Origin of the sequence: Paenibacillus timonensis (assembly GCF_022427145.1) — a bacterium.
Classification (GTDB): domain Bacteria; phylum Bacillota; class Bacilli; order Paenibacillales; family Paenibacillaceae; genus Fontibacillus; species Fontibacillus timonensis.
This window is the reverse complement of the sequence record NZ_JAKSXN010000012.1, coordinates 1-20,212: the sequence shown is the minus strand read 5'-3', so window position 1 is coordinate 20,212 and position 20,212 is coordinate 1. Positions and strand designations below refer to the sequence as shown.

The 20,212-nt window shown below is 56.7% G+C and carries 14 protein-coding genes and 1 riboswitch; of the genes, 11 read left to right on the top strand and 3 right to left on the bottom strand.

The annotated features are described in order from the left end of the window. Position 1 precedes the first annotated feature (1 nt). The 4 genes from MJ257_RS06470 (at position 2) to MJ257_RS06455 (ending at position 4,998) form a co-directional block, all read left to right on the top strand. A complete protein-coding gene (locus tag MJ257_RS06470; protein ID WP_240268450.1) occupies positions 2 to 1,327 on the top strand; it encodes a response regulator in 1,326 nt (441 codons plus the stop codon). A gap of 149 nt (positions 1,328 to 1,476) precedes the next feature. Next, entirely contained in the window at positions 1,477 to 2,370 is an 894-nt protein-coding gene (locus tag MJ257_RS06465) for a carbohydrate ABC transporter permease (protein WP_372489750.1), read from the top strand. 2 nt (positions 2,371 to 2,372) lie between these two features. After that, entirely contained in the window at positions 2,373 to 3,239 is an 867-nt protein-coding gene (locus tag MJ257_RS06460; protein WP_240268449.1) for a carbohydrate ABC transporter permease, read from the top strand. Between the two features lie 292 nt (positions 3,240 to 3,531). Beyond that, on the top strand, positions 3,532 to 4,998 hold the full coding sequence (locus MJ257_RS06455; protein ID WP_240268448.1) for an ABC transporter substrate-binding protein: 1,467 nt from the start codon (positions 3,532 to 3,534) through the stop codon (positions 4,996 to 4,998). A gap of 665 nt (positions 4,999 to 5,663) precedes the next feature. Here MJ257_RS06455 and MJ257_RS06450 read toward each other — a convergent pair. The 3 genes from MJ257_RS06450 to MJ257_RS06440 form a co-directional block, all read right to left on the bottom strand. Beyond that, positions 5,664 to 6,635: a bile acid:sodium symporter family protein gene (locus MJ257_RS06450; RefSeq protein WP_240268447.1), complete on the bottom strand. Its 972-nt coding sequence runs from the start codon at positions 6,633 to 6,635 to the stop codon at positions 5,664 to 5,666. A 145-nt stretch (positions 6,636 to 6,780) separates the two neighbouring features. Further along, a complete protein-coding gene (locus tag MJ257_RS06445) occupies positions 6,781 to 8,091 on the bottom strand; it encodes a glutamate-1-semialdehyde 2,1-aminomutase (RefSeq protein ID WP_240268446.1) in 1,311 nt (436 codons plus the stop codon). A gap of 184 nt (positions 8,092 to 8,275) precedes the next feature. Further along, on the bottom strand, positions 8,276 to 9,388 hold the full coding sequence (locus MJ257_RS06440) for an LCP family protein (RefSeq protein WP_240268445.1): 1,113 nt from the start codon (positions 9,386 to 9,388) through the stop codon (positions 8,276 to 8,278). 130 nt (positions 9,389 to 9,518) lie between these two features. Here MJ257_RS06440 and bcp point away from each other — a divergent pair, with 130 nt between their 5' ends. From bcp to MJ257_RS06405, 7 genes are all read left to right on the top strand, one after another. After that, the gene (gene bcp / locus MJ257_RS06435) at positions 9,519 to 10,007 is read left to right on the top strand and encodes a thioredoxin-dependent thiol peroxidase (RefSeq protein WP_240268444.1); all 489 of its coding nucleotides are present in this window, start codon (positions 9,519 to 9,521) and stop codon (positions 10,005 to 10,007) included. 183 nt (positions 10,008 to 10,190) lie between these two features. Continuing rightward, positions 10,191 to 11,552, top strand: a complete 1,362-nt coding sequence (locus tag MJ257_RS06430; RefSeq protein ID WP_240268443.1) for a polysaccharide deacetylase family protein — start codon at positions 10,191 to 10,193, stop codon at positions 11,550 to 11,552. A 117-nt stretch (positions 11,553 to 11,669) separates the two neighbouring features. Next, positions 11,670 to 12,638: an AAA family ATPase gene (locus MJ257_RS06425; RefSeq protein WP_240268442.1), complete on the top strand. Its 969-nt coding sequence runs from the start codon at positions 11,670 to 11,672 to the stop codon at positions 12,636 to 12,638. Next, complete coding sequence (locus MJ257_RS06420; RefSeq protein WP_240268441.1) at positions 12,635 to 13,867, top strand: DUF58 domain-containing protein; 1,233 nt, start codon at positions 12,635 to 12,637, stop codon at positions 13,865 to 13,867. The genes MJ257_RS06425 and MJ257_RS06420 overlap by 4 nt, the downstream gene beginning before the upstream one ends. Next, positions 13,854 to 16,259 (top strand): DUF4129 domain-containing transglutaminase family protein, encoded by a 2,406-nt coding sequence (locus MJ257_RS06415; RefSeq protein ID WP_240268440.1) that lies wholly within the window; start codon positions 13,854 to 13,856, stop codon positions 16,257 to 16,259. The genes MJ257_RS06420 and MJ257_RS06415 overlap by 14 nt, the downstream gene beginning before the upstream one ends. Positions 16,260 to 16,336: 77 nt before the next feature. Then, positions 16,337 to 17,875, top strand: coding sequence for a glutamine-hydrolyzing GMP synthase (guaA, locus tag MJ257_RS06410; protein WP_240268439.1), 1,539 nt, complete (start codon positions 16,337 to 16,339; stop codon positions 17,873 to 17,875). Between the two features lie 243 nt (positions 17,876 to 18,118). Further along, positions 18,119 to 18,219, top strand: a riboswitch (purine riboswitch). A 229-nt stretch (positions 18,220 to 18,448) separates the two neighbouring features. Further along, on the top strand, positions 18,449 to 19,849 hold the full coding sequence (locus MJ257_RS06405) for an NCS2 family permease (protein WP_240268438.1): 1,401 nt from the start codon (positions 18,449 to 18,451) through the stop codon (positions 19,847 to 19,849). Positions 19,850 to 20,212 lie beyond the last annotated feature (363 nt).

Genomic DNA, 20,212 nt, shown 5'->3' with positions numbered 1-20,212 from the left:
CATGTATAACATTTTGGTCGTCGACGACGAACCGTTGATTTGCAAAGGCTTATCCGGACTATTGACCGCCTCGGGCCTCGATATTCGCCAGATTTTCACCGCGTATAACGGGCACGAGGCGCTGGATTACGTGCGGATGGAGGATATCGATTTGCTGGTCACCGACATTCAGATGGGGGAAATGAACGGGATCGAGCTGATGCAGCAGGCGAAGCTGATCAAGCCGTGGGTGCAGACGATCATCATCTCCGCGCACGAAACGTTCCAATACGCGCAAATGGCGATCCGGCTTGGCGCCAAGGATTATCTCATCAAACCGCTGAACAGCGAGCAGTTTCTCGATTCCGTGCGCAACGCGCTGCTGAAGATGGATAAGCCGGTGCCGCAAGCCGAGGACTGGCTATCCCGGGGGGCAGAGCACTTCCACATGGTGGAGCCGCTCCCGGAATCCGGCGAACGGCTAAGCCGGCTTTTGCGCGAACCCGCCGAAGGGGACGTAGAGCAGCGGACCGAAGAAGCCGAGCGGCTGGGGCTCACCGGGCCGTATTTTTCCGTGATCAAAATCAAGCTGGCCATCCCCGCCGAGAAGGAACCGTCGGCTGACCAGGACGAGGATACCCGCCTGTTCCGCTATGCGGCGCTCAATATCGTCAACGAGCTGCTGCATCAGGAGTGGCGGGCGGCGTCTTTTTATACCCGAAGCCTGGAGATCGCCCTCATCCTCCAATGGAATGAAGCGGAGTACGCCGAACCGAATCTCAATAAAATCAACCAGCTTGAAATGCTCGGCCGCAGCCTGCACCACCACATTCACAAGTATCTCGGCTTGCTGTGCACGGTGGGGATCAGCCAAATTCTCAAGGGCGCGGGGTTCCTGGGCGTATTAAGCCGACAGGCGGACAAAGCGATGCTGTGGGGCGGGGGACATGGGGATTATCACGTATTTTATTATGGCGATTTCAACTGGCATAACTATGCCCAGGACCCTTCCAACGAGGAGTTGACGACGCAGAGCAACCGGATCGTGGAGAGTGCCAAGAAGTATATTGAAGAGAACTATCGGCAGAAAGGGCTGACCATCCACGAGGTGGCCCGCAGCAACCACGTCAGCCCCAATTATTTAAGCTACCTGTTCAAGAAAAATACCGGCTACAACCTTTGGGAATACGTCATCAAGCTGCGGATGGAGGAAAGCAAAACGCTGATCCAGAATACGGACCTGCGCCGATACGAGATTGCCGAACGCGTAGGCTACGAGTCGCCCGAGCATTTCAGCAAGATATTTAAGAAATACTTTGGCGTCAGTCCCACGGAGCTGAAGAAATAAGGATGAAGTAAGAACGACTATAGTTCACATAGTTTTAGACATGTTCGCCTGGGGTCCTCTTTTCTAAAATGGGAAGAGACACTACGTAGAAAAGAGGGAGAAAGATGGGGGAACCCGTGATTTCACCGGGGAACATGCAGCAGGATACGATGAGGGCGGACGCTTCGCGGGCGCCGCGGCGGGGATCAAACTGGAAGAAGTACATGTGGGGATATCTGTTCCTGGTTCCGGCGATCGCCATATTTATCGTGTTCTTATGGGTCCCGATCATCAAAGGGATGGTTTACAGCTTTTATAATATCGATTTCGTCAAAGGCAACACGTTTGTCGGAATGGACAATTACGTGAAGGTGTTCAACAACCCCGACGTACTTCTGTCGGTTCGCAACACCTTGTATTATATGCTTCTTTGCTTGGTGATCGGCTTTTGGGTACCGATCGCCGCATCGATCGCGATTTCCGAACTTCGCTGGTTCCAGGGCTTCGCGCGCATTGCGGCGTACCTCCCGTTTGTCGTGCCGGGCGTCGTCCTGTACGGGATGTGGCGCTGGATGTACGACCCGGTTGGGCCGATCAACGCATTGCTTGGATGGTTTGGGGCCGATCCGGTATCCTTCGTCTCCGACGGCAGGTGGTCGATGGTCTCGATCGTCTTTATGGAGACGTGGCAGCAGTTCGGTTCGGCGATGCTGATTTATTTGGCCGGGGTGCTGAGCATTCCGCGGGACTGGTACGAAGCGGCGGAAATCGATGGAGCCGGCGTCTGGGCCCGGATCAAATATATTACGCTGCCCTCGATGCGGAACTTGATCGTGCTGATGTTGATTCTACAGCTGATCGGCACTTCTCAGGCTTACCAATCGCAGCTGGCTTTGCTGGACGGCGGTCCAAACAAAGCAACGTTGACCTACGCGCTCTTGACGGTCAAATATGCCTTTACCCAGCTCGACTATGGGGCAGGGACTGCGCTGGGCGTCCTGATGTTCCTCGTGCTAAGCGTGCTTGGCGTGCTGCAATACAAGCTGAACAAGGAGGAGTACTGATTATGAAAGAAAGAGGCATCCTGTCGCCCTCCGATTTGCAGAAGCCGCTTAATAAAATCGTTTACGGATTTATGGTGTTGTGCATCGCGGTCATGGCTTTTACGATGTTATATCCAATCGCGATGACGATGTTCAACGGGCTCAAAAGCAATCAGGAGGTCAACTCGTTCCCGCCGCGGTTCTTCCCGCAGGAGTGGCATTGGGACAATTTCCCGAAAGCCTGGGATTATATCAATTTACCGATGTTCTTGAAAAATACACTGCTGATCTTCGGCGGCAATCTGCTGATGACCATCCTGGTCCTGGGCCTCGCCTCGTTCAGCATTTCGCGCATCCGCGTGCCGTACAGCCGGGCGATTTACTTCTTCATTCTGCTGACGTTGTTTATTCCGGCCTCGAGCTACATGATCCCGAACTTCGTAAACCTGAAGGAGTTGGGGCTGTTGAACTCTTATTGGGCCTTCTGGCTGCCCGCCGGGGCGAATGCGTATTATTTTCTGCTGATGAAAAATTTCTTCGACGGCATTCATCCGGAAATTTTCGAGGCGGCCCGGATCGACGGGGCTTCGGAGTGGACCAGTTACTTGCGGATCGCGGTTCCGTTGTCGGTGCCGATCTTCGCTACGCTGGCGATCTTTATTTTCTCCACGGCGTGGAACGACTGGTTTTGGCCGTCCCTGGTCATGCACACGGAAGACAAGTACACGCTGGCGACGGCGATCTATAAATATGTGATCAACGCACGGAATATGGACAGCAGCATCAAGTTCAGCATTTTGTTCATGGTCATGATTCCGCCGATTTTCGTATTCCTCGGGTTCCAGAAGTTTATCATGCGCAGCGTCAACTTGTCCGCGGTCAAAGGATAGGTAGTTCAAAAAGTAATCTTTCCATGACGAAGCAGATCATGAAGCAGATTCGACGTCGAATCTTGAATTCAACCGGGCTTTCCGTTGCTCACGTAGGTCTGCCCTACGCTCCGCTACTCAGGCCCTAGCTTCATCCAACCTTCTCGGTCCTGAAAACCTGACTTTTTGAACCTCCATTGTAACGATCGTAGGCCTGCACATGAAAGTCATAAGATCACACATCGATTGCGATATCGTTCTCTTTTATGATGAACATGCAAGATAACCTAACTTTTAGAAAAGGGGAGTTTCAATGCGCAAGTTTTCAGCGGTGTTGATGTGCCTGATGCTGCTCGGTTCGCTGCTCGCGGCCTGTGGCGGAGGGAACAACAAGGAAGCCCAAAATAACGGCGGTAACGGCGGCGGGAATGCGGCGGCCACGGGCAACAACGGGGGAGGCAATGCCGAACCGGCTGCGGGAGAAGCCGATGACATCACGCAGCGCAAGGTTACGATCAAAATCCACTATCCGCTGCCGGATGAAACGACGCTCCGCCAGCAGGAGGATGATAAAATCGCTCGCTTCCAGGCCAAGTACCCGAACGTGACGATCGTTAAAGACGACTGGCAGTACAGCGTTAACGAAATCGGCGTGAAGATGGCTTCGAACGAAGCACCGACCTTCTACAATACGTGGGCGACAGAAGCCCAATTCCTGGTGGAGCGCGGCTGGGTCGCCGACATCACGGAGCTGTGGAACAACTGGGAGTACAAGGACGAAATCAACCCGGTGCTGCAAAACCAATTTATCGTTGACGGCAAGGTGTACGGGATCACCCAAAACGGTTACGTCACTTCGACCGTAGTCAACAAGAAGCTGCTGGACGACAAAGGCATCGCCGCTCCTCCGTTCGATTGGACCTGGGACGACATGTACAACGTAGCCAAAGGCGTCGCGGATCCGAAGAAAGGCATTTCGGGGATCGCGCCGATGGGCAAAGGCAATGAAGCAGGCTGGAACTGGACCAACTTCCTGTTTGAAGCCGGCGGCGACATCGAAACGAACGAAAACGGCAAAGTGACTGCCGTCTTCAACTCCGAGGCCGGGGTGAAGGCGCTGGATTTCTACAAGAAGCTGAGATGGGAAGCCAATGCGATCCCGCAAGACTGGGCGCTGGGCTGGGGCGATGCGGTCAGCTCCTTCCAACAAGGCCGGACGGCCATGGTGATCGCCGGGGCGTTTGACGTCATTCAGGCGGCGCTGAACGAAGGCGGCATGAAGCCGGAGGACGTCATTGCTTACCCGATGCCTGCAGCGGAGAAGGGCGGCAAGCATTACGGCGTTCTGGGCGGCAATTACCTCGTCATCAACCCGAACGCCACGAAAGACGAACAGGAAATGGCGTTCCGCTACATCACGTTCGACTACTTTACCGATGATGCATTGAAATCGGTTGAGGACACCATTAATGCCCGCAAAGCGGAGGGCAAATACTACGTGCCGACCCCGTTGGAATATTTCAGCGATGATTCCGACTACGCCGGCAAGGTAAAAGCCATTTACGACAAGTACGATAATGTGTACAAATACGATCCACAGCTCTTCAGCCTGCTGGAAGGCAAGCCGGAGGCGCAGTTCGGCACGCAAGACTACTACGCCACGATGTCGAACGTTGTACAGGAGTCGTTCTCGAAGAAGGGCACCGACTCCAAGAAACAGCTGGATGTCGCAGCCAAGTACGTGCAGGAGAATTTCTTCGATAAAATTCAGCCGCAATAAGCATAAATTGCTAAAGAGCCTCCCCTGCGGTCCGATTTGGACGGGGGAGGCTCTTTTTGCGTTGGATGCGTCAGGTGGCGAGCGGTGAAGGTCGGGTAGCTACGGCAGTGTGGGGAACTGTGTGCTAGTATGGTGCCAATGTGTTGGGCCGGTTTGGTGCTAGTGTGACGGGGGCGCAGGTCGGAGTAACAATGATGGTGAAGGGGGCGGGGAGGATGTGGAGTGTAGATCTGTTACTCGGGTGCCGTCGCCGATGCCGTGCCAATGCCAGCCGCCGATGCCGTGATGATGCCGTGCTAATGCCAGCGCCAGTGTCGCTAACGGAACTCAGAGACCTTATTTTGGGAGAATCGGCCCAGTTTGAATTCTAACGGAACGGAGAGACGTTATTTCCCCTTTTTGGCCTGGTTCAACACTCGTTTAGGTCCAATAAGGTCATCTGGTTCCGTTAGGCTGGGAAATGGCCGGGAAATGAATGGATAAGGTCATCTGGTTCCGTTAGAAGGGGGAAAGGGGAAAAGGGCGGCTCTTGAGCGGTGGGAGATGAGTGTCGAGTGCGGGGGACGGTGCCGAGGACGGTGCCAAGGTGAGGGGGACGTTGCCGAGTAATGAATGACGAGTGATGAATGACGAGTTCAGATTGATCGTGCGCCGTTCCCGATGGTTCACGCGGCTGCCGCCGTTTTGTCCTTCTGCTGGCGCGCGCGGGCTTGCCGTCCCAGCACCAGGCCCACAAGGGAGGCCATCATCTGCTGGAACACCATGCCCAGCACGACCGGAACGGCCACCGGAGCAGGAAAGTAGGTGACAGCCAGTACCGCGCCGGCGCTGATGTTGCGCATGCCGCCGTTGAAGACGAGCGCCACTTTGTCGGCTTCGTTCAGGCCGATCAACCGGGACAGGCCGAAGCCAAGCACGTAGCCGATCGCCGCGAGCGTAACGATGATCGCGCCCAGACCCAGCAGCCGCGGGCTGAAGTCGGTCAGGTAAGGAGCGACAACGGCACCGTTGATCGCCACAACAGAAGCCATCGCTAGCTTCGAGAACGGGTTCAGCCAAGGGCCCCAGGAGGCGATGACCTTGCCTTTGCTCCACTGGTTTAGCAGCATGCCAACCAGCGACGGGACGACGATCATCCAGAACAGGCTGGTCATCATCGCAGCGGCGTCGAGCCGCACGCTCGTGCCGATCAGCAGGGCCAGAATGCCGGGAACGACGAACGGGGCCAGCAACGTATCGATCAGGATGATCGATAGGGTTAAGGCGATGTTGCCCTTGTAAATGCTAACCCAGACAAAGCTGCTGACCCCGGTTGGAATCGCCGCGGCGAGAATGAAGCCGGTAATTGTATAGAAATCCCCCGGGAATGCCAGATGCCCCATCCCCATAGCGATTAACGGCATGGCAAGATGGAGGATGAACAGGCAGAGCACCAGGGGAAGAGGTTTTTTAAGCACGTTCAGGAAATCCTTGAAACTGAGGCTGATGCTCCCGGCAAAGGTCATGAAGGCAAACAGCCACGGAGACCAGGAGGTATATGCGGCCAAATGGCTCCCGCTAAGGACGCCGATCAAGATGCTGGCAGGCGTGATCAAAGGCATCAATTTGTTCAGTTGTCGGTTCAACGTTTGCAGCATGGTCACGACATCCTTTGGTTTATAAGCTTCTTGTAGTATAGAACGTTCGCGGAAAATCGTAAATGGGACGGAGCCGGGGTAGCGCTTATCCGAAAAAAAAAGTCTGCCTGATCGTAACCGAACGAACCAGGCAGACTCTATTATTTTATCGGGCGATTTCCTTGAACGAAGCCTCGGCGGCTTCCAAGGTGAAGTCGATGTCGGCTTCCGTGTGCGCTGTCGTCAAGAACCAGGCTTCGTATTTCGACGGAGCGAGGTTGACGCCGCGGCTAAGCATGGCGCGGAAGAAGGCAGCGAACGCTTCGCCGTCGGTGTCTTGCGCCTCGTTGTAATTCGTGACCGGGTGGTCGCAGAAGTGCGTCGAGAACGAGCCGCGGATCCGGTTGATCGTCAGCGGCACCCCATGACGGCGGGCCGACTCGGCCAGGCCGTCGGTCAATTTCACGGCGAGGCGGTCCATCTCGTCGTAAACCCCGGCGCCCTGCAGCACCTCGAGGCAGGCGATGCCGGCGGAGATGGAAGCAGGGTTGCCCGCCATCGTCCCGGCCTGATAGGCCGGACCGAGCGGCGCCACCTGCTCCATGATCTCCTTGCTGCCGCCGTACGCGCCGATCGGCAGACCGCCGCCGATGATTTTACCGAGAGCGGTCAGGTCCGGCCGGATTGCTTCGTGATTCGAGAGGCCGGCGTAGGTTTGCGCCGAGCCATAGTGGAAGCGGAAGGCCGTAATGACCTCGTCGTAGATGACGAGGGCACCGTACTGCCGCGCGAGCCGGCAGAGCTCTTCCAAGAACCCGGGCTTCGGCATCACCATGCCGAAGTTCCCAACGATCGGCTCGACCATGACGGCGGCGACGTCGTCGCCCCACTTGTCGAGCGCTTCTTTCAGCGCCGTCGCATCGTTAAACGGCACGGTGATCACCTCGTGCGCGATGCTGGTCGGAATGCCGGCGCTGTCGGGGATGCCTAGTGTGGACGGGCCGGAGCCGGCGGCCACGAGCACAAGATCGGAATGGCCGTGGTAGCACCCGGCAAATTTGATGATCTTGTTCCGCTTCGTATAGGCGCGCGCTACGCGGATCGTGGTCATGACCGCTTCCGTGCCGGAGTTGACGAAGCGCACCTTGTCCATCGAAGGGATCGCTTCCTTCAGCATGACGGCCAAGCGGATTTCCAGCTCGGTTGGCGTCCCGTACAACGTGCCGTTCATCGCGGCTTCCTGGATCGCTTTCGTGACGTGCGGATGGGCATGTCCGGTAATGATCGGCCCGTAAGCCGCCAAATAATCGACGTATTTGTTTCCGTCTACGTCCCAAAAATACGCGCCCTCGGCTTTTTTCATAAAAACAGGCGCCCCGCCGCCAACCGCCTTGAACGAGCGGGAGGGGCTGTTGACGCCACCTACGATATGTTGCAACGCTTCTTCGTACAATCGTTCCGATTGCGATCGATTCATCTTTCTAAACTTCCTTTCTGGTTGAATAACTGGTGAGAACTAGTATGATGCGCCGGCGATCCAACAACTGCAAAAGTACATTTGATTAGTCTGGAAAACCGGCGTTTTCGTGCGGTGGTGAGAGCAGCAACTGTTGGTGATGGTGCAACTACCGGAGTCGCCCTTAAAAAGGGCTTCTCCAGCCTCACGGGCTGGCCGCCTCCAGGTCCGCGTCGTTTCCGGCGCTCGCCCCCGTACGGCCCGAGCCGCTGCCGCCGTCTCCGGCATCGCCGTTGCTGTCGTTGCTCCCGGTTGAGCCGGGCTCGCTGCCGCTTTCGACCCCGTTGCCGGTGCCCGTTTCTTCGCTCTTATTAAATACGTCCTGCACGTATTGTTTCAGTTCTTCTTCGCTGCGAACGCCGAGCACGGACGAACCGCCCACGCTTTTCTCGACCAGCAGGTCCATCGGCGGAATTTGCTCGCTGGCGGACATTTGCGCGTCATACCCGACGGTGGCCAGCTTCCACATATCCTGAACCGACAGGTTCGTGTCGATGTAAGGATTGATCTTCTCCAGAATTGAAGGCAACTTCATGATCGAGGTCGTCGATTTCAGCTTATCCGCCACGGCCTTCAGGAAGTTACGCTGCCGCTCGGTCCGGGTATAGTCGGACAGGGCGTCGTGCCGGAAGCGGACGTATTGCAGCGCGGTTTTGCCGTCGAGGTGCTGCTGTCCTTTTTTCAAATCGATGTCGTATTCATGTTTATCCGCATTGCTGGTGTAGTGCATATCTTTTTCCACGTAAAAATCAACCCCGCCGACCGCATCCACCAGCTCGATGAATCCTTGGAAGTCGGTATACACATAATATTGGATCGGGATGCCCAGCAGATCGGAGACCGCCTGCATCGCCGTATTCGGACCATGGGTGATCGCCGTGTTGATCCGGTCCGAGCCGTGCTCCGGAATTTCCGTGTACGTGTCGCGCAGAATCGAGAAGAGGTAACCCTTCTTGCTCACGGGGTCCAGGGAAGCGACCAGCATGGTGTCCGAGCGGGGGATTTCCCCTTTCTTCAAACCGCGCGCATCCACGCCCATCAACAGGATGTTCACGCGTTCCGTACCTTCCCACTTGGACGGCTCCGGTACTTTCGTTTCGGTTGGCTGCACGTTATAGAAAGGAGACTGCTCTCCTTCTTTTTGAAAATTGTCCACTTGATTATAGATGGCGGTAAAATAGTATGCCGCTAAGGCGGCTAGGACGACCACCACTCCGATCACCGACCAGAGAATCGCCCGTTTTGTGCGTTTCGTCATTGGGTTCGTTCCTTTCAGATCGTACGATAAATTCGGTTTCTATTATAGATATACTACATATCTTTACATTATAATTTTTTTTGTAAATACAATCAATTTCAGGGTTGGAGAGGCCCGAGGAGGAGTTCACATGTCGGAACAACCGCAGCAAGTGCAAATCGGCAAGCCCGTTCCGGACTTTCGGTTACCCGCGGACAGCGGGGAGGAAATTTCGCTATCGCAATTTCGCGGCCGCAAGGTCGTTCTTTATTTCTATCCCAAAGATTCAACCCCGGCCTGCACCCAAGAGGCTTGCGATTTCCGCGATCTCGCCCAGGCGTACGGCGAATACGGGGCCGCGGTGCTTGGCATCAGCGGGGATTCGGTGAAATCCCACGGGAGGTTTGCTATGAAGCAGGGACTGAATTTTCCGCTTCTCTCGGACGAGTCCCACGAGGTGTGCCGGAAGTTTGGCGTGTGGCAGCTGAAAAAAATGTACGGCCGCGAATTCGAAGGCATCGTCCGTTCCACGTTCCTCATCGACGAGGAGGGCAAGCTGCTCCGCGAATGGCGCGGCGTCAGAGTGAAAGGGCATGCCGAGCAAGTGCTGGAGGCGCTTCGGGAGACGAATAAGAAGTAAGGCGGGAGCTTAAGGGCCCTGCGCCGGATCGCCCTCTTGTCTAAATGACGAGGGGGCGATTTTTTTGTGCCGTCCGCGGTTAATTTCGGAAGTCTATTTGCGTTTCTACCTTCATACAATCTACCAGATAGGCCATGGATTCATAGAAAAGAATTTGATCCTAGCTGCGGAGGTAGAAGGTTGATGAAAAAAACACGGATTTCCGGACTTATGCTGGTTCGTATGATTTTGGTTACTTTGGTGCTGATCGCTGCGGTCGGCGCTCCGCTGGGCTTCCAGCCGCAAGGCATGCCCGAGGTGAAGGCCCATGCCATGAAGGAACAAGCCGCGGTGGGAACCGCGACCCATAAAGCGAATCTCGCAACACCCCTGAAAGGGCAATCCGTCCTTGCGTCGGCTGTAGGAACGGTTGCCGCGCCGACGGTTTTGGCAGGAGTCAAGCCGAAGAAAGCGGAGGCGCCAAAGGCAACGAAGCAGGACGCGCAAGGCAAAACGGTCTATTTAACGTTTGACGACGGGCCAAGCCCGCATACGGATCAGGTGCTGGAGATTTTGAAAAAGGAAGAAGTGACCGCGACCTTCTTCGTGCTTGGGGAGCAAGCCAAACGTTACCCGGAGGTGATCCGGCGAATCGTCGACGGAGGCCACGTCCTCGGGAATCATACGTATAACCACGACTATGACGCGCTGTACGACAGCTTCGGCCATTTCTGGAAGCAGGTCAAGGCGACGGAGGAAGTGCTGCGGGAAATCACGGGGACCCGCACGCCGCTGGTGCGTGCGCCGGGCGGAACGTACGGGCATTTCGATAAGACGTATTTCAACTTGCTGGAACAAGGAGGGTATAAGGTCTTCGATTGGAACGTGGACAGCGGCGATTCCAAACGCAAAGGCGTCCCGGCGAACGAAATCGTGAGCAACGTGAAGAAGGAAAAACCCCAGGAACAGGTCATCGTGCTGATGCACGACGGAGGAGGACATGAGGAGACCGTCAAGGCGCTGCCGGAAATTATTCATTACTATAAAAAGCTAGGTTATGAGTTTCGCGTTCTGTCCGCGGAGCAAAAGCCTGTTCAATTTACGCTGGATCCCGGGATCGGCAAGAAAAATCGCCCAGCCCCGTCGGCCGAATGGGTAGCGTCCAACGTCGTTCCGAATGCGGCTTTATTTAAGCCGGAGCTGCCGCTCACGGTGGAGGCAGGCGGCGTGCAAATGCGTTTGGCGGCTGGAGAATACGAGATGCAGGATGGCCAGTATTTGGCGCCCGTCCGCACAGTGATGGAGCGCCTCGGCGCCGAAGTCTACTGGAGCGAGGCGACGCAAAGCGCCTTTATCTTCTGGGGGGATGCCTCCGTGGTCGCCGATACACGGTGCGGAGTGCTGACCGCCGAACGAAAGGACGGGGCGGTTGCCGAGTGGGAAGTGACGTTTGACCGCAAAGCGCAGGCGTTATGGATTCCGCTGCGTCCGCTGCTGGAAGCGTTGGACCATCCGGTCGTCGAGGCGGTTTCGACCGAAACCGAACGGCGGGTCTCGGCACTCTAGCAAGAGATGTCGTGAGCGGGGCGTATTCTCTCTTTCTTCCATGTCTATTTCGGCTAGTTTCTGGGGAAACTGGTTGATAGATTACGGCCATGGTTTAGAAATGGAGGGGAAGTCACGATGAATCACGATCAAGCGCAGGCGCTGCTGGAGCGGCTCGTCCATAAGGTGGATCGGGTGATCGTAGGGAAAAAAGCGGAGATCGAGCTCGCGGTGGTGGCGATGCTGAGCGGCGGTCATATTTTGCTCGAGGATGTGCCCGGAGTGGGTAAAACGATGCTGGTTCGCACGCTGGCGGCCTGCATCGGCGGGTCGTTTGGGCGCATCCAGTTCACGTCGGACCTGCTGCCGTCCGATGTGACCGGCGTAACGGTGTACCATGCGCAAAGCGGACAGTTCGAATTTCGGCCTGGCCCGGTGTTTGCGAATGTGGTGCTGGCCGATGAGATCAACCGGGCGGCGCCGCGAACCCAGTCGGCGTTGCTGGAAGCGATGGAAGAACGGAAAGTGACGATCGACGGAGTGACGAGGGCGTTGCCGAAGCCGTTTTTGTTGCTAGCCACGCAAAACCCGCTGGAATACGAAGGGACTTACCGCCTGCCGGAGGCGCAGTTGGACCGGTTTTTGATGCGGCTGACGTTGGGTTATCCGAAGCCGGAGCAGGAGGTCGATATGCTTGGCCGGATGCAGGATCCGCCGAATCCCGCTGAGCTGAAGCCGGTGCTGCTGCCGGAGGAAATGGCCGTCATGCAGCGGCTGGTACGCGGCGTATTGGTGGACGACGTGATCAAGCGCTACATGGTTGGCGCGGCGGACGTATCCCGGCGCCATCCGCAAATCGCGCTGGGCTTAAGTCCGCGCGCAACGCTTGCCTGGATGGGCGCAGCGCAGGCGATGGCGTATTTTAAGGGGCGCTCCTTCGTTACGCCGGACGATGTAAAGGCGGTTGCGCCCGCCGTGCTGACGCACCGGATCGTGCTGCGGACGGAAGCCAAGCTCGCCGGAATCGGGGGAGAACAGGCGTTGGCCGATGTGCTGGCCAAAGTGAATGTGCCGATTTTCGCGCGGACAACGGGGGTTTCGCCATGAAGCGCGCGGAATGGGCCTGGCCGGTAGCGATTGCGTTTGCCGGAGCTTTAGGAGGCTGGTACGCTTGGCGCGGCGGAGCGTCGGCTTTGTTTTTGCTGCTGCTGGCCGGATGGATTATGCTGCAGGGCGCTTTGGTGCAAGTTCTTGGTCCGAAGCGCTTTAAAGTCGAGCGCGCTTGGCAGCCGGCGTTCCCGGTTGCCGGGGAGCCGGTCGCCGTCACGCTGACGGTCCGCTGCGAAGGCGGCCTGCCGCCGGTTTGGCTGCAGGTCGAGGACGAGTTGGCATGGACCGCTGCAGGACTAGGAACGAACCGCCCGGGAGTCCGGGGCGGTAGTTTGTTTTTCAGCGGATTTCGCCGCGATTACCGGGTGACGTATACCATTCAGGGCTTGCCTCGGGGCGTCTATAAAGACACGTCCGTCCGGCTGACCTGGGGCGATCCGTTTGGCTGGTTCAAACGCAGCCGCAAGGCTGCTGCAGCCGAGGTGATGGTGATTCATCCCTTGCCCCTGGCGGCAGATCCGCCGGAAGCGGAGGAACGGGGCGAGCAAGAGGGCGGCGGGGCTTGGCAGCCCCAACTCGTGATGTCTTCCCCGGCTCCCGGCCGCTTGAGACCCTATGCTCCGGGAGATCCGCTGCGGCGAATTCATTGGAAATACTCCGCGAAAAAAGGCGAGCTGCTCTCCCGCATTCCCGAAGAGCAGGGCGTAATGCCGCGGTATTTGCTGCTGAGCGCGCAGCAAGGGGATTATGCTTCTCCTGTCGGCTTCGAGTTGGCGGTTTCGGCTGCCGCCACGTGGCTCGCGCGCGAGGCGGGAAATTCCGATGCCGGCGAGCTCAGGTTTAGCCATGGAGCGATGGCCGGAGCCTGCCGGGTCACCGGCCGCGAAGGCATGATGGGCGGCTTGGAGCAACTCGCCGGCCTCCGTTTGGGAAACGGCTTGTCCGCAGGAGAATTGCTTCGCCGGGATTGGTCTGAAGTGCTCTCCCAAGGGCAAAGCCTCACGGTCATCACGGGCACGCTTACGCCTGAATTGGCGGGGGACCTGCTGCATTTGGCCGAGCTTGGGGTGGCCGCGGAGGTTTGGTGCGCCGGCGGGCTCGGCGGATCGGGGCAACCGATCCAACTGGCGGCACGGCTGCGGGAACGGGGCGTTACGGTAGCGGATCTAACGCTATATCGGACAAAGTCCCGGCGGAAGGGGGCGAGCGGGCATGCCAGCGCTTAAACATGTGGAGCTCACGGCCGGAGGCCGATTGGCTGCGGAGGCGCCCTCGCGGCGAGGTGGGCATCCGGCGCCTTCGGCCGGCCTGCGGATCGTGATCACGCTGCTGCTGTTCGGATTGTTTGGAGAATGGTTGTATCCTTTGCATGCGATGATGCCAGACAGGCAAACGGAGTTGATTCCGCTGTTTTTCATCCTCACCGGGGCTTTGCTGCTGTTCGGCTGCCTGCGACTGCCGTCCGGCCTGTTTGCGCCGCTGCCGCCGCTGCTGATTGCCGGCGCTATGCTTTATCTCTTCGGGCGGGAAGAAGGGGTAGCCTGGTTTGGCAGTTACGCGCAAACGATCGCCGCCGACCTGGGGGAGTTCCTGGATTCGGGAAGGCTCTACGCGATCAGCATGGAGACTAGGGCACTGCTGCTCTTGATCGGCTGGACGCTGCTGGTCGTTTCCGTACAGATGCTGGCGCTGTCGCGCCAGAGTATCCTGCTGTTCCTGTCGGCCACGGTGATCTACTTGCTGGTGCTGGAAGCCGCCGTCGGCTTGGAGCTGTATTTAGGCGTTATCCGCTCGGCAGCGCTGGGCCTGGCGCTGCAAGCGGCGGCGTTCCATCGCGGCGAGTCCGGGCCGAGCCGGGGAACCGGGGGCGTGGCCGGCGGGAGCGTCGTGCTCGTCTGCGTGGCCGGCGCGGCGCTGCTCAGCTCCTTGCTGCCGCTGCAGCCGGTGCGGGCGATTTCCTGGGAGCAGGTCGCCCGCAGCTTGTCGGCTTGGACCGGAGCCGAGCTAATGGGCCAGCCGAGCGGTGCCCCGGCGATCAGCGTATCCGGCTACGGCCGGGACGACTCCAAACTGGGCGCGCCGTTGCGCCTTCGCCATGACCCGTATTTTACGGCGTTGTCGCCGTACAATACGTACTGGCGCGGCGAAAGCAAAAGCGTCTATACCGGCCGGGGCTGGATTCAGCCGGCCGGGGAGGGCGCACCCTCGATCGCCGAGGCGGAGCGATCCGGCGGCTTCGAGGGCGAAGCGGCCGCGGGCGAAGCCGCCGCTGCCGTCGCTGGCGTCGACGCCGGCCGGGAGCTGATCCGGCAAACGGTGACGTTCGAGTCGCCGATGACGGGTCGGGTGGCCCTGCTGTCGGGCGGGCTTCCGGTTCAGACGGAACGGATCATCGCCGGTGACCGGAACCAGCCGGTACAGGTGGATCCTCGGTTTGACGCCTGGGCCGATGCATTTATCGTCGACTATGCTGCCCCTTCGGAGCAGATTTACGGCTATGAGCTGACGTCGACGATGCCGACGGCGTCCGCAGCCGAGCTGCGTCAAGAGGAGGGGCCAGACCCTGTGGAGGTCCAGAACCGCTTTCTGCAGCTGCCGGAAGCTCTGCCGGAACGGGTGCGGAAGCTGGGCGAACAGCTTGTCGCCGGAGAAAACAGCCGCTACGATGCGGCTGCAGCCGTCGAGAGCTATTTGAAGCATCGCTACGCTTATAGCCTGGATTCCCGCCAGCCGCCGGACGGCGCCGATTTCGTCGACCGCTTTCTGTTCGTCGACCGCATCGGCTATTGCGACCATTTCTCGACGGCGATGGTCATCCTGCTTCGCAGCGGCGGGATCCCGGCCCGATGGGTCAAGGGTTTCGCGCCAGGCGATCCTGCGCCATCCGCCGCAACGGCTGCTGCCGAAGCGGGCAGCGAAGTTGTACCCGCTTCCGCCGTCGCTGGTGGCACCGGTTCCGCTGAGTTGCATCGGTATACCGTATCCTATGCCGATGCGCATTCATGGGTGGAGGTGTATTTTCCCGAGACCGGTTGGGTTGCTTTTGATCCGACGCCGGGGTTCGGTGCATCCATGGCTTTAAGCGTCAGCACTTTAGCGGATCACGGGTTGGGTGGCGCAGATGCTGAAGCGGCCTTTCCGCTGTTGGCCAAAGCTACCGAGGTGGCCAAGCTCCTGCAGCCGCAGCTGACCGAGCTGGCTGCAAAACAATTCGCCGGATTGAATCCGCAACTTCGCCTATTCGATTGGACGGTGCTGGCTCTGGGTGCCGGTTTCGTTTTGCTGTTGGCAAGGGAAGTGAGGTTGCGCGGACACTTGTTGCCGCTTGCGTTCGGGCGACTGCCTCTGCGAAGCGCCTTTCCCGGCCGACGCGAACTGCTGGCTTCGGCGGATCGGGTGTGGCGCGAGCTGGCTTTGGTCTACGGACCCAAACCTGCGGCCATGACCGCGCGAGAATATATCCAGACCGCCTTTATCGGAAATCAGGCGCAAGCGGAGTCCGCCGAGCAGTTCGTGCGGACCTGGGAGAGGATCTACTACGGGGGATTGCGGCCGGAGCGAAAGGAAAGCGTGAAGTTCCTAGAACAATGCCGGAAGTTGGCCTTTCGTCGCCGCTGATTTTGACGTCCGGCTTCCTTGACGACCTCTTTTGTCGTTTCGTATAATAGGTGTCATAATTTGAGGGAGGCTCGGTCATGAATAAGCCAAATGAAATGATTGTGGTCCTTGATTTCGGAGGACAATACAATCAGTTAATTGCAAGAAGGATCCGCGACTTGGGCGTGTACAGCGAACTGCTGCCGTTTAATACGCCGGTGGAACGCCTGCGGGAAATCGCGCCGAAAGGCATCGTGTTTTCCGGCGGACCGTCCAGCGTTTACGCGGAAGATGCGCCGCATATCGACCCGGCCGTGTACGATCTCGGCGTGCCGATCTTCGGCATCTGTTACGGTATGCAACTGATGGCTCATCAACTTGGCGGCAAAGTGGAACGCGCGGAGAAACGCGAATACGGCAAAGCGGATGTTGATTTTGCCGAACATTCGGCATTGACTCGCGGACTGGATGCGAAGCAGACGGTTTGGATGAGCCACGGGGACCATGTGACCCAGCTTCCGGACGGTTTCGTGGTCGACGCATCCACGGAGCATGCGCCGATCGCCGGGTTCGCGAACACGAACCGCAACATGTACGGCGTGCAATTCCATCCGGAAGTGCGGCATTCCGTGCACGGCAACGAAATGATTCGGAACTTCCTTTATGAGATCTGCGGATGCGAAGGCAACTGGAGCATGGAGACGTTTATCGAGGACGCCGTGCGCGATATTCGCGACAAGGTCGGCGACGGCAAGGTACTGTGCGCTTTGAGCGGCGGCGTTGACTCCTCGGTCGTCGCCATGCTGATTCATAAAGCCATCGGCGACCAGCTGACCTGCATGTTCATCGACCATGGTCTGCTGCGCAAGGGGGAAGCGGAAAGCGTGATGGAGACCTTCGTCGGCAAGTTCGACATGAAGGTCGTCAAGATCGATGCGCGCGAGCGTTTCCTCTCCAAGTTGGCCGGCGTGGATGATCCGGAACGGAAGCGGAAAATCATCGGCAACGAATTTATTTACGTGTTCGACGAAGAGTCGGCCAAATTCGATGACTTCAAATTCTTGGCTCAAGGGACGTTATATACGGACATCGTCGAGAGCGGCACCGCGACGGCCCAAACGATCAAATCCCACCACAATGTGGGCGGGTTGCCGGAAGATATGAAGTTCAAACTGATCGAGCCGCTGAATACGCTGTTCAAGGATGAGGTGCGCAAGGTCGGCGAAGAATTGGGACTGCCTCGGGAAATCGTGTGGAGACAACCATTCCCGGGACCGGGACTCGCCATTCGCGTTTTGGGCGAAGTGACCGAAGAAAAATTGCAGATCGTTCGGGATTCCGATTACATCCTGCGCGATGAAATCGCCAAAGCGGGTCTCGATCGCGAGATCTGGCAGTACTTTACGGCGCTGCCGAACATGCGCAGCGTAGGGGTCATGGGCGATGCCCGTACTTACTCCTACACGGTAGGTATCCGCGCCGTAACGTCCATCGACGGCATGACCGCCGACTGGGCGCGTATCCCGTGGGACGTGCTGGAGAAAATCTCCGTGCGCATTGTCAACGAAGTCGACAACGTCAACCGCGTGGTATACGACATTACGTCGAAGCCGCCGGCGACGATTGAGTGGGAATAGGTTTTTTGATCAAGACTGCTTGTTCTTTTGAGAGACAAGCAGTCTTTTTTTATTTTGAAGAGAGAAATGGCGATGCTGCCCGAGAAAGTAAATGATTAGCAGACTTTTCACGATTTATTCAAATGGCGAACAATATAAGCTCGATCTTTATCGAATATTCGTTTTTTCTGTTGACAATTTAGGGTCGTCCGCCTAGAATAAATCATGTAATAAGCCTTCGTCACAAGGCTTGTCAGGATATCGACAAAACCACATAGTTCTTTTCGTATAATTCCGGGAATGGGCCCGGAAGTCTCTACGAGGTCACCGTAAATGATCTGGCTACGAAAAGAAGGAACGTATTTCTGAAGCATGGAAGTCAAACGTTCGGGGGCGCCCGGATGATAGGCCGACTTGCTTCCCTGAAGCCTTAGGGCTCTTCAGTACGATTGCGTTTCTTCTGGATGTACGGTAACCCGAGGGATGTCGCCTCGGGCTTTTTGTCGTTTTCCGAAGGGAATTCAACAAAGTGGTGCTGTAACGCCGGCTTTTTGAACCTAGATTGTCACAATTCTAAGGGGGAGTAATTTTATCATGGATCGGTTTTTTAAACTGAAACAGAACGGTTCGACGGTACGTACGGAAATTATGGCGGGCCTGACCACGTTTATGGCGATGGCTTACATCCTTACGGTCAACCCTAATACGCTGACGGCTTTTGGTCAGATCGACATGGGCTGGTATTCCGTATTCTTGGCGACGGCGCTTTCCGCCGGGATTTTCACGATCGCCATGGGCCTTTTCATTAACTTTCCCGTAGCGCTTGCGCCGGGCATGGGTCTTAATGCATATTTTGCTTCCGTTATTCTTTCGTCGGCCACAACGGATCATCCGTTTACTTGGGAAATGGGCTTGACCGCCGTATTCATTTCCGGTTTGATCTTTATCCTGTTGACCCTAACTAAGGTTCGTCAAATGCTGCTTGACGCCGTTCCGGATTCGCTGAAACATGCGATCACGGTCGGGATCGGTTTGTTCATCACGATTATCGGTCTGAAAAACAGCGGTCTGATGACGATCGGCGTAGAAGCCGGCAGCGATATTGCGGCTCACACGTTTACGGATGTACTTTCCTTCGAAACGGTCATTCATTTGGGCAGTTTGGAAAATACCGATGTACAGCTCGCTTTGATCGGCTTATTGCTGATCGGGATTCTGATGGTGCTGCAGGTTCGCGGCGCGATTTTGCTGGGGATCCTGGGAACTACAGTCGTCGCTTTGCTGATGGGCGTGGTGGATTTCGGTACCTTGTCCGATCCGCAAACGCCTTGGGTTCCGGACTTCACGCAAATCAACTTTGCGCGGTTTGACTGGGACGGCATTCTGCATACCGGTATTATTTCCGCCATTGCGACATTTACTTTCGTGGAATTGTTTGATACCTTCGGTACTTTGGTAGGCACGGCTTCCCGTGCAGGAATCATGAAAAATCCGGAAGAAGGCAAAAAACGCGTCGGCAAAGCCATGCTGGTTGACGCGGCAGCCGTTACCGGCGGTGCTTTGCTGGGGACTTCAACAACGACGGCTTACGTCGAGAGCGCAGCGGGGGTAGCTGAAGGCGGACGTACTGGCCTTACCGCCGTTACGACGGGGCTTTGCTTCTTGGCAGCGTTGTTCCTGGCTCCGATCGCGGCTTTGATTCCAGGTTCCGCCACGGCGGCGGCCTTGATTATCGTTGGCGTTCTGATGGTTCAATCGATCAAGGAAATCGACTTTTCCGATATGGTCGTCGCAATTCCAGCTTTCTTGACCGTAACGATGATGCCCTTTACTTATAATATTGCGAACGGGATTTCGTTCGGCATCGTGTTTTATGTGGTGCTGGCTTGCGCCGCCAATCTGCTTGGCAAAAAGAAATACAGCATCCACTGGTTGATGTGGGTATTGTTCGTCCTCATTATTCTTCGTTACATTTTCCTTGGCAGCCAAGGATAAGTATTCAACAAAGGCCTCTCAAGCCTGTAGTCCCTTTGGGGACTGCGGGCTTCTTTTTTATTATATTTATATATAGTAGATTCTCGAACCATAAGGCCGTTTCCAAGTATTGTATTTGTGTTTGCTGTCGAGGTCTGGTATATTATAAAAGTCGCTCATGGCGATGAGGCATTTGCGAAAAAGATCGAACTTGATGCTAAAAAAAAGTTCTTGCTTTCGAGCGAATTACCTGATATGATATAAGAGTTGTAGCCGATAAGGCGATAACGAAGTTGATCTTTGAAAACTGAACAACGAGTGAGTAATAAACTGAGATTTTAAATCTCGTCAGTTTGTTTTAAATGAGCAAGTCAAACACCTTGG

Coding starts and splice junctions, on each gene's coding strand:
- MJ257_RS06470 (WP_240268450.1), top strand. CDS start 2: ATGTATAACATTTTGGTCGTCGACGACGAACCGTTGATTTGCAAAGGC.
- MJ257_RS06460 (WP_240268449.1), top strand. CDS start 2,373: ATGAAAGAAAGAGGCATCCTGTCGCCCTCCGATTTGCAGAAGCCGCTT.
- MJ257_RS06415 (WP_240268440.1), top strand. CDS start 13,854: ATGCCAGCGCTTAAACATGTGGAGCTCACGGCCGGAGGCCGATTGGCT.
- MJ257_RS06455 (WP_240268448.1), top strand. CDS start 3,532: ATGCGCAAGTTTTCAGCGGTGTTGATGTGCCTGATGCTGCTCGGTTCG.
- MJ257_RS06465 (WP_372489750.1), top strand. CDS start 1,477: ATGAGGGCGGACGCTTCGCGGGCGCCGCGGCGGGGATCAAACTGGAAG.
- MJ257_RS06430 (WP_240268443.1), top strand. CDS start 10,191: ATGAAAAAAACACGGATTTCCGGACTTATGCTGGTTCGTATGATTTTG.
- bcp (WP_240268444.1), top strand. CDS start 9,519: ATGTCGGAACAACCGCAGCAAGTGCAAATCGGCAAGCCCGTTCCGGAC.
- MJ257_RS06450 (WP_240268447.1), bottom strand. CDS start 6,635: ATGCTGCAAACGTTGAACCGACAACTGAACAAATTGATGCCTTTGATC.
- guaA (WP_240268439.1), top strand. CDS start 16,337: ATGAATAAGCCAAATGAAATGATTGTGGTCCTTGATTTCGGAGGACAA.
- MJ257_RS06440 (WP_240268445.1), bottom strand. CDS start 9,388: ATGACGAAACGCACAAAACGGGCGATTCTCTGGTCGGTGATCGGAGTG.
- MJ257_RS06445 (WP_240268446.1), bottom strand. CDS start 8,091: ATGAATCGATCGCAATCGGAACGATTGTACGAAGAAGCGTTGCAACAT.
- MJ257_RS06405 (WP_240268438.1), top strand. CDS start 18,449: ATGGATCGGTTTTTTAAACTGAAACAGAACGGTTCGACGGTACGTACG.
- MJ257_RS06425 (WP_240268442.1), top strand. CDS start 11,670: ATGAATCACGATCAAGCGCAGGCGCTGCTGGAGCGGCTCGTCCATAAG.
- MJ257_RS06420 (WP_240268441.1), top strand. CDS start 12,635: ATGAAGCGCGCGGAATGGGCCTGGCCGGTAGCGATTGCGTTTGCCGGA.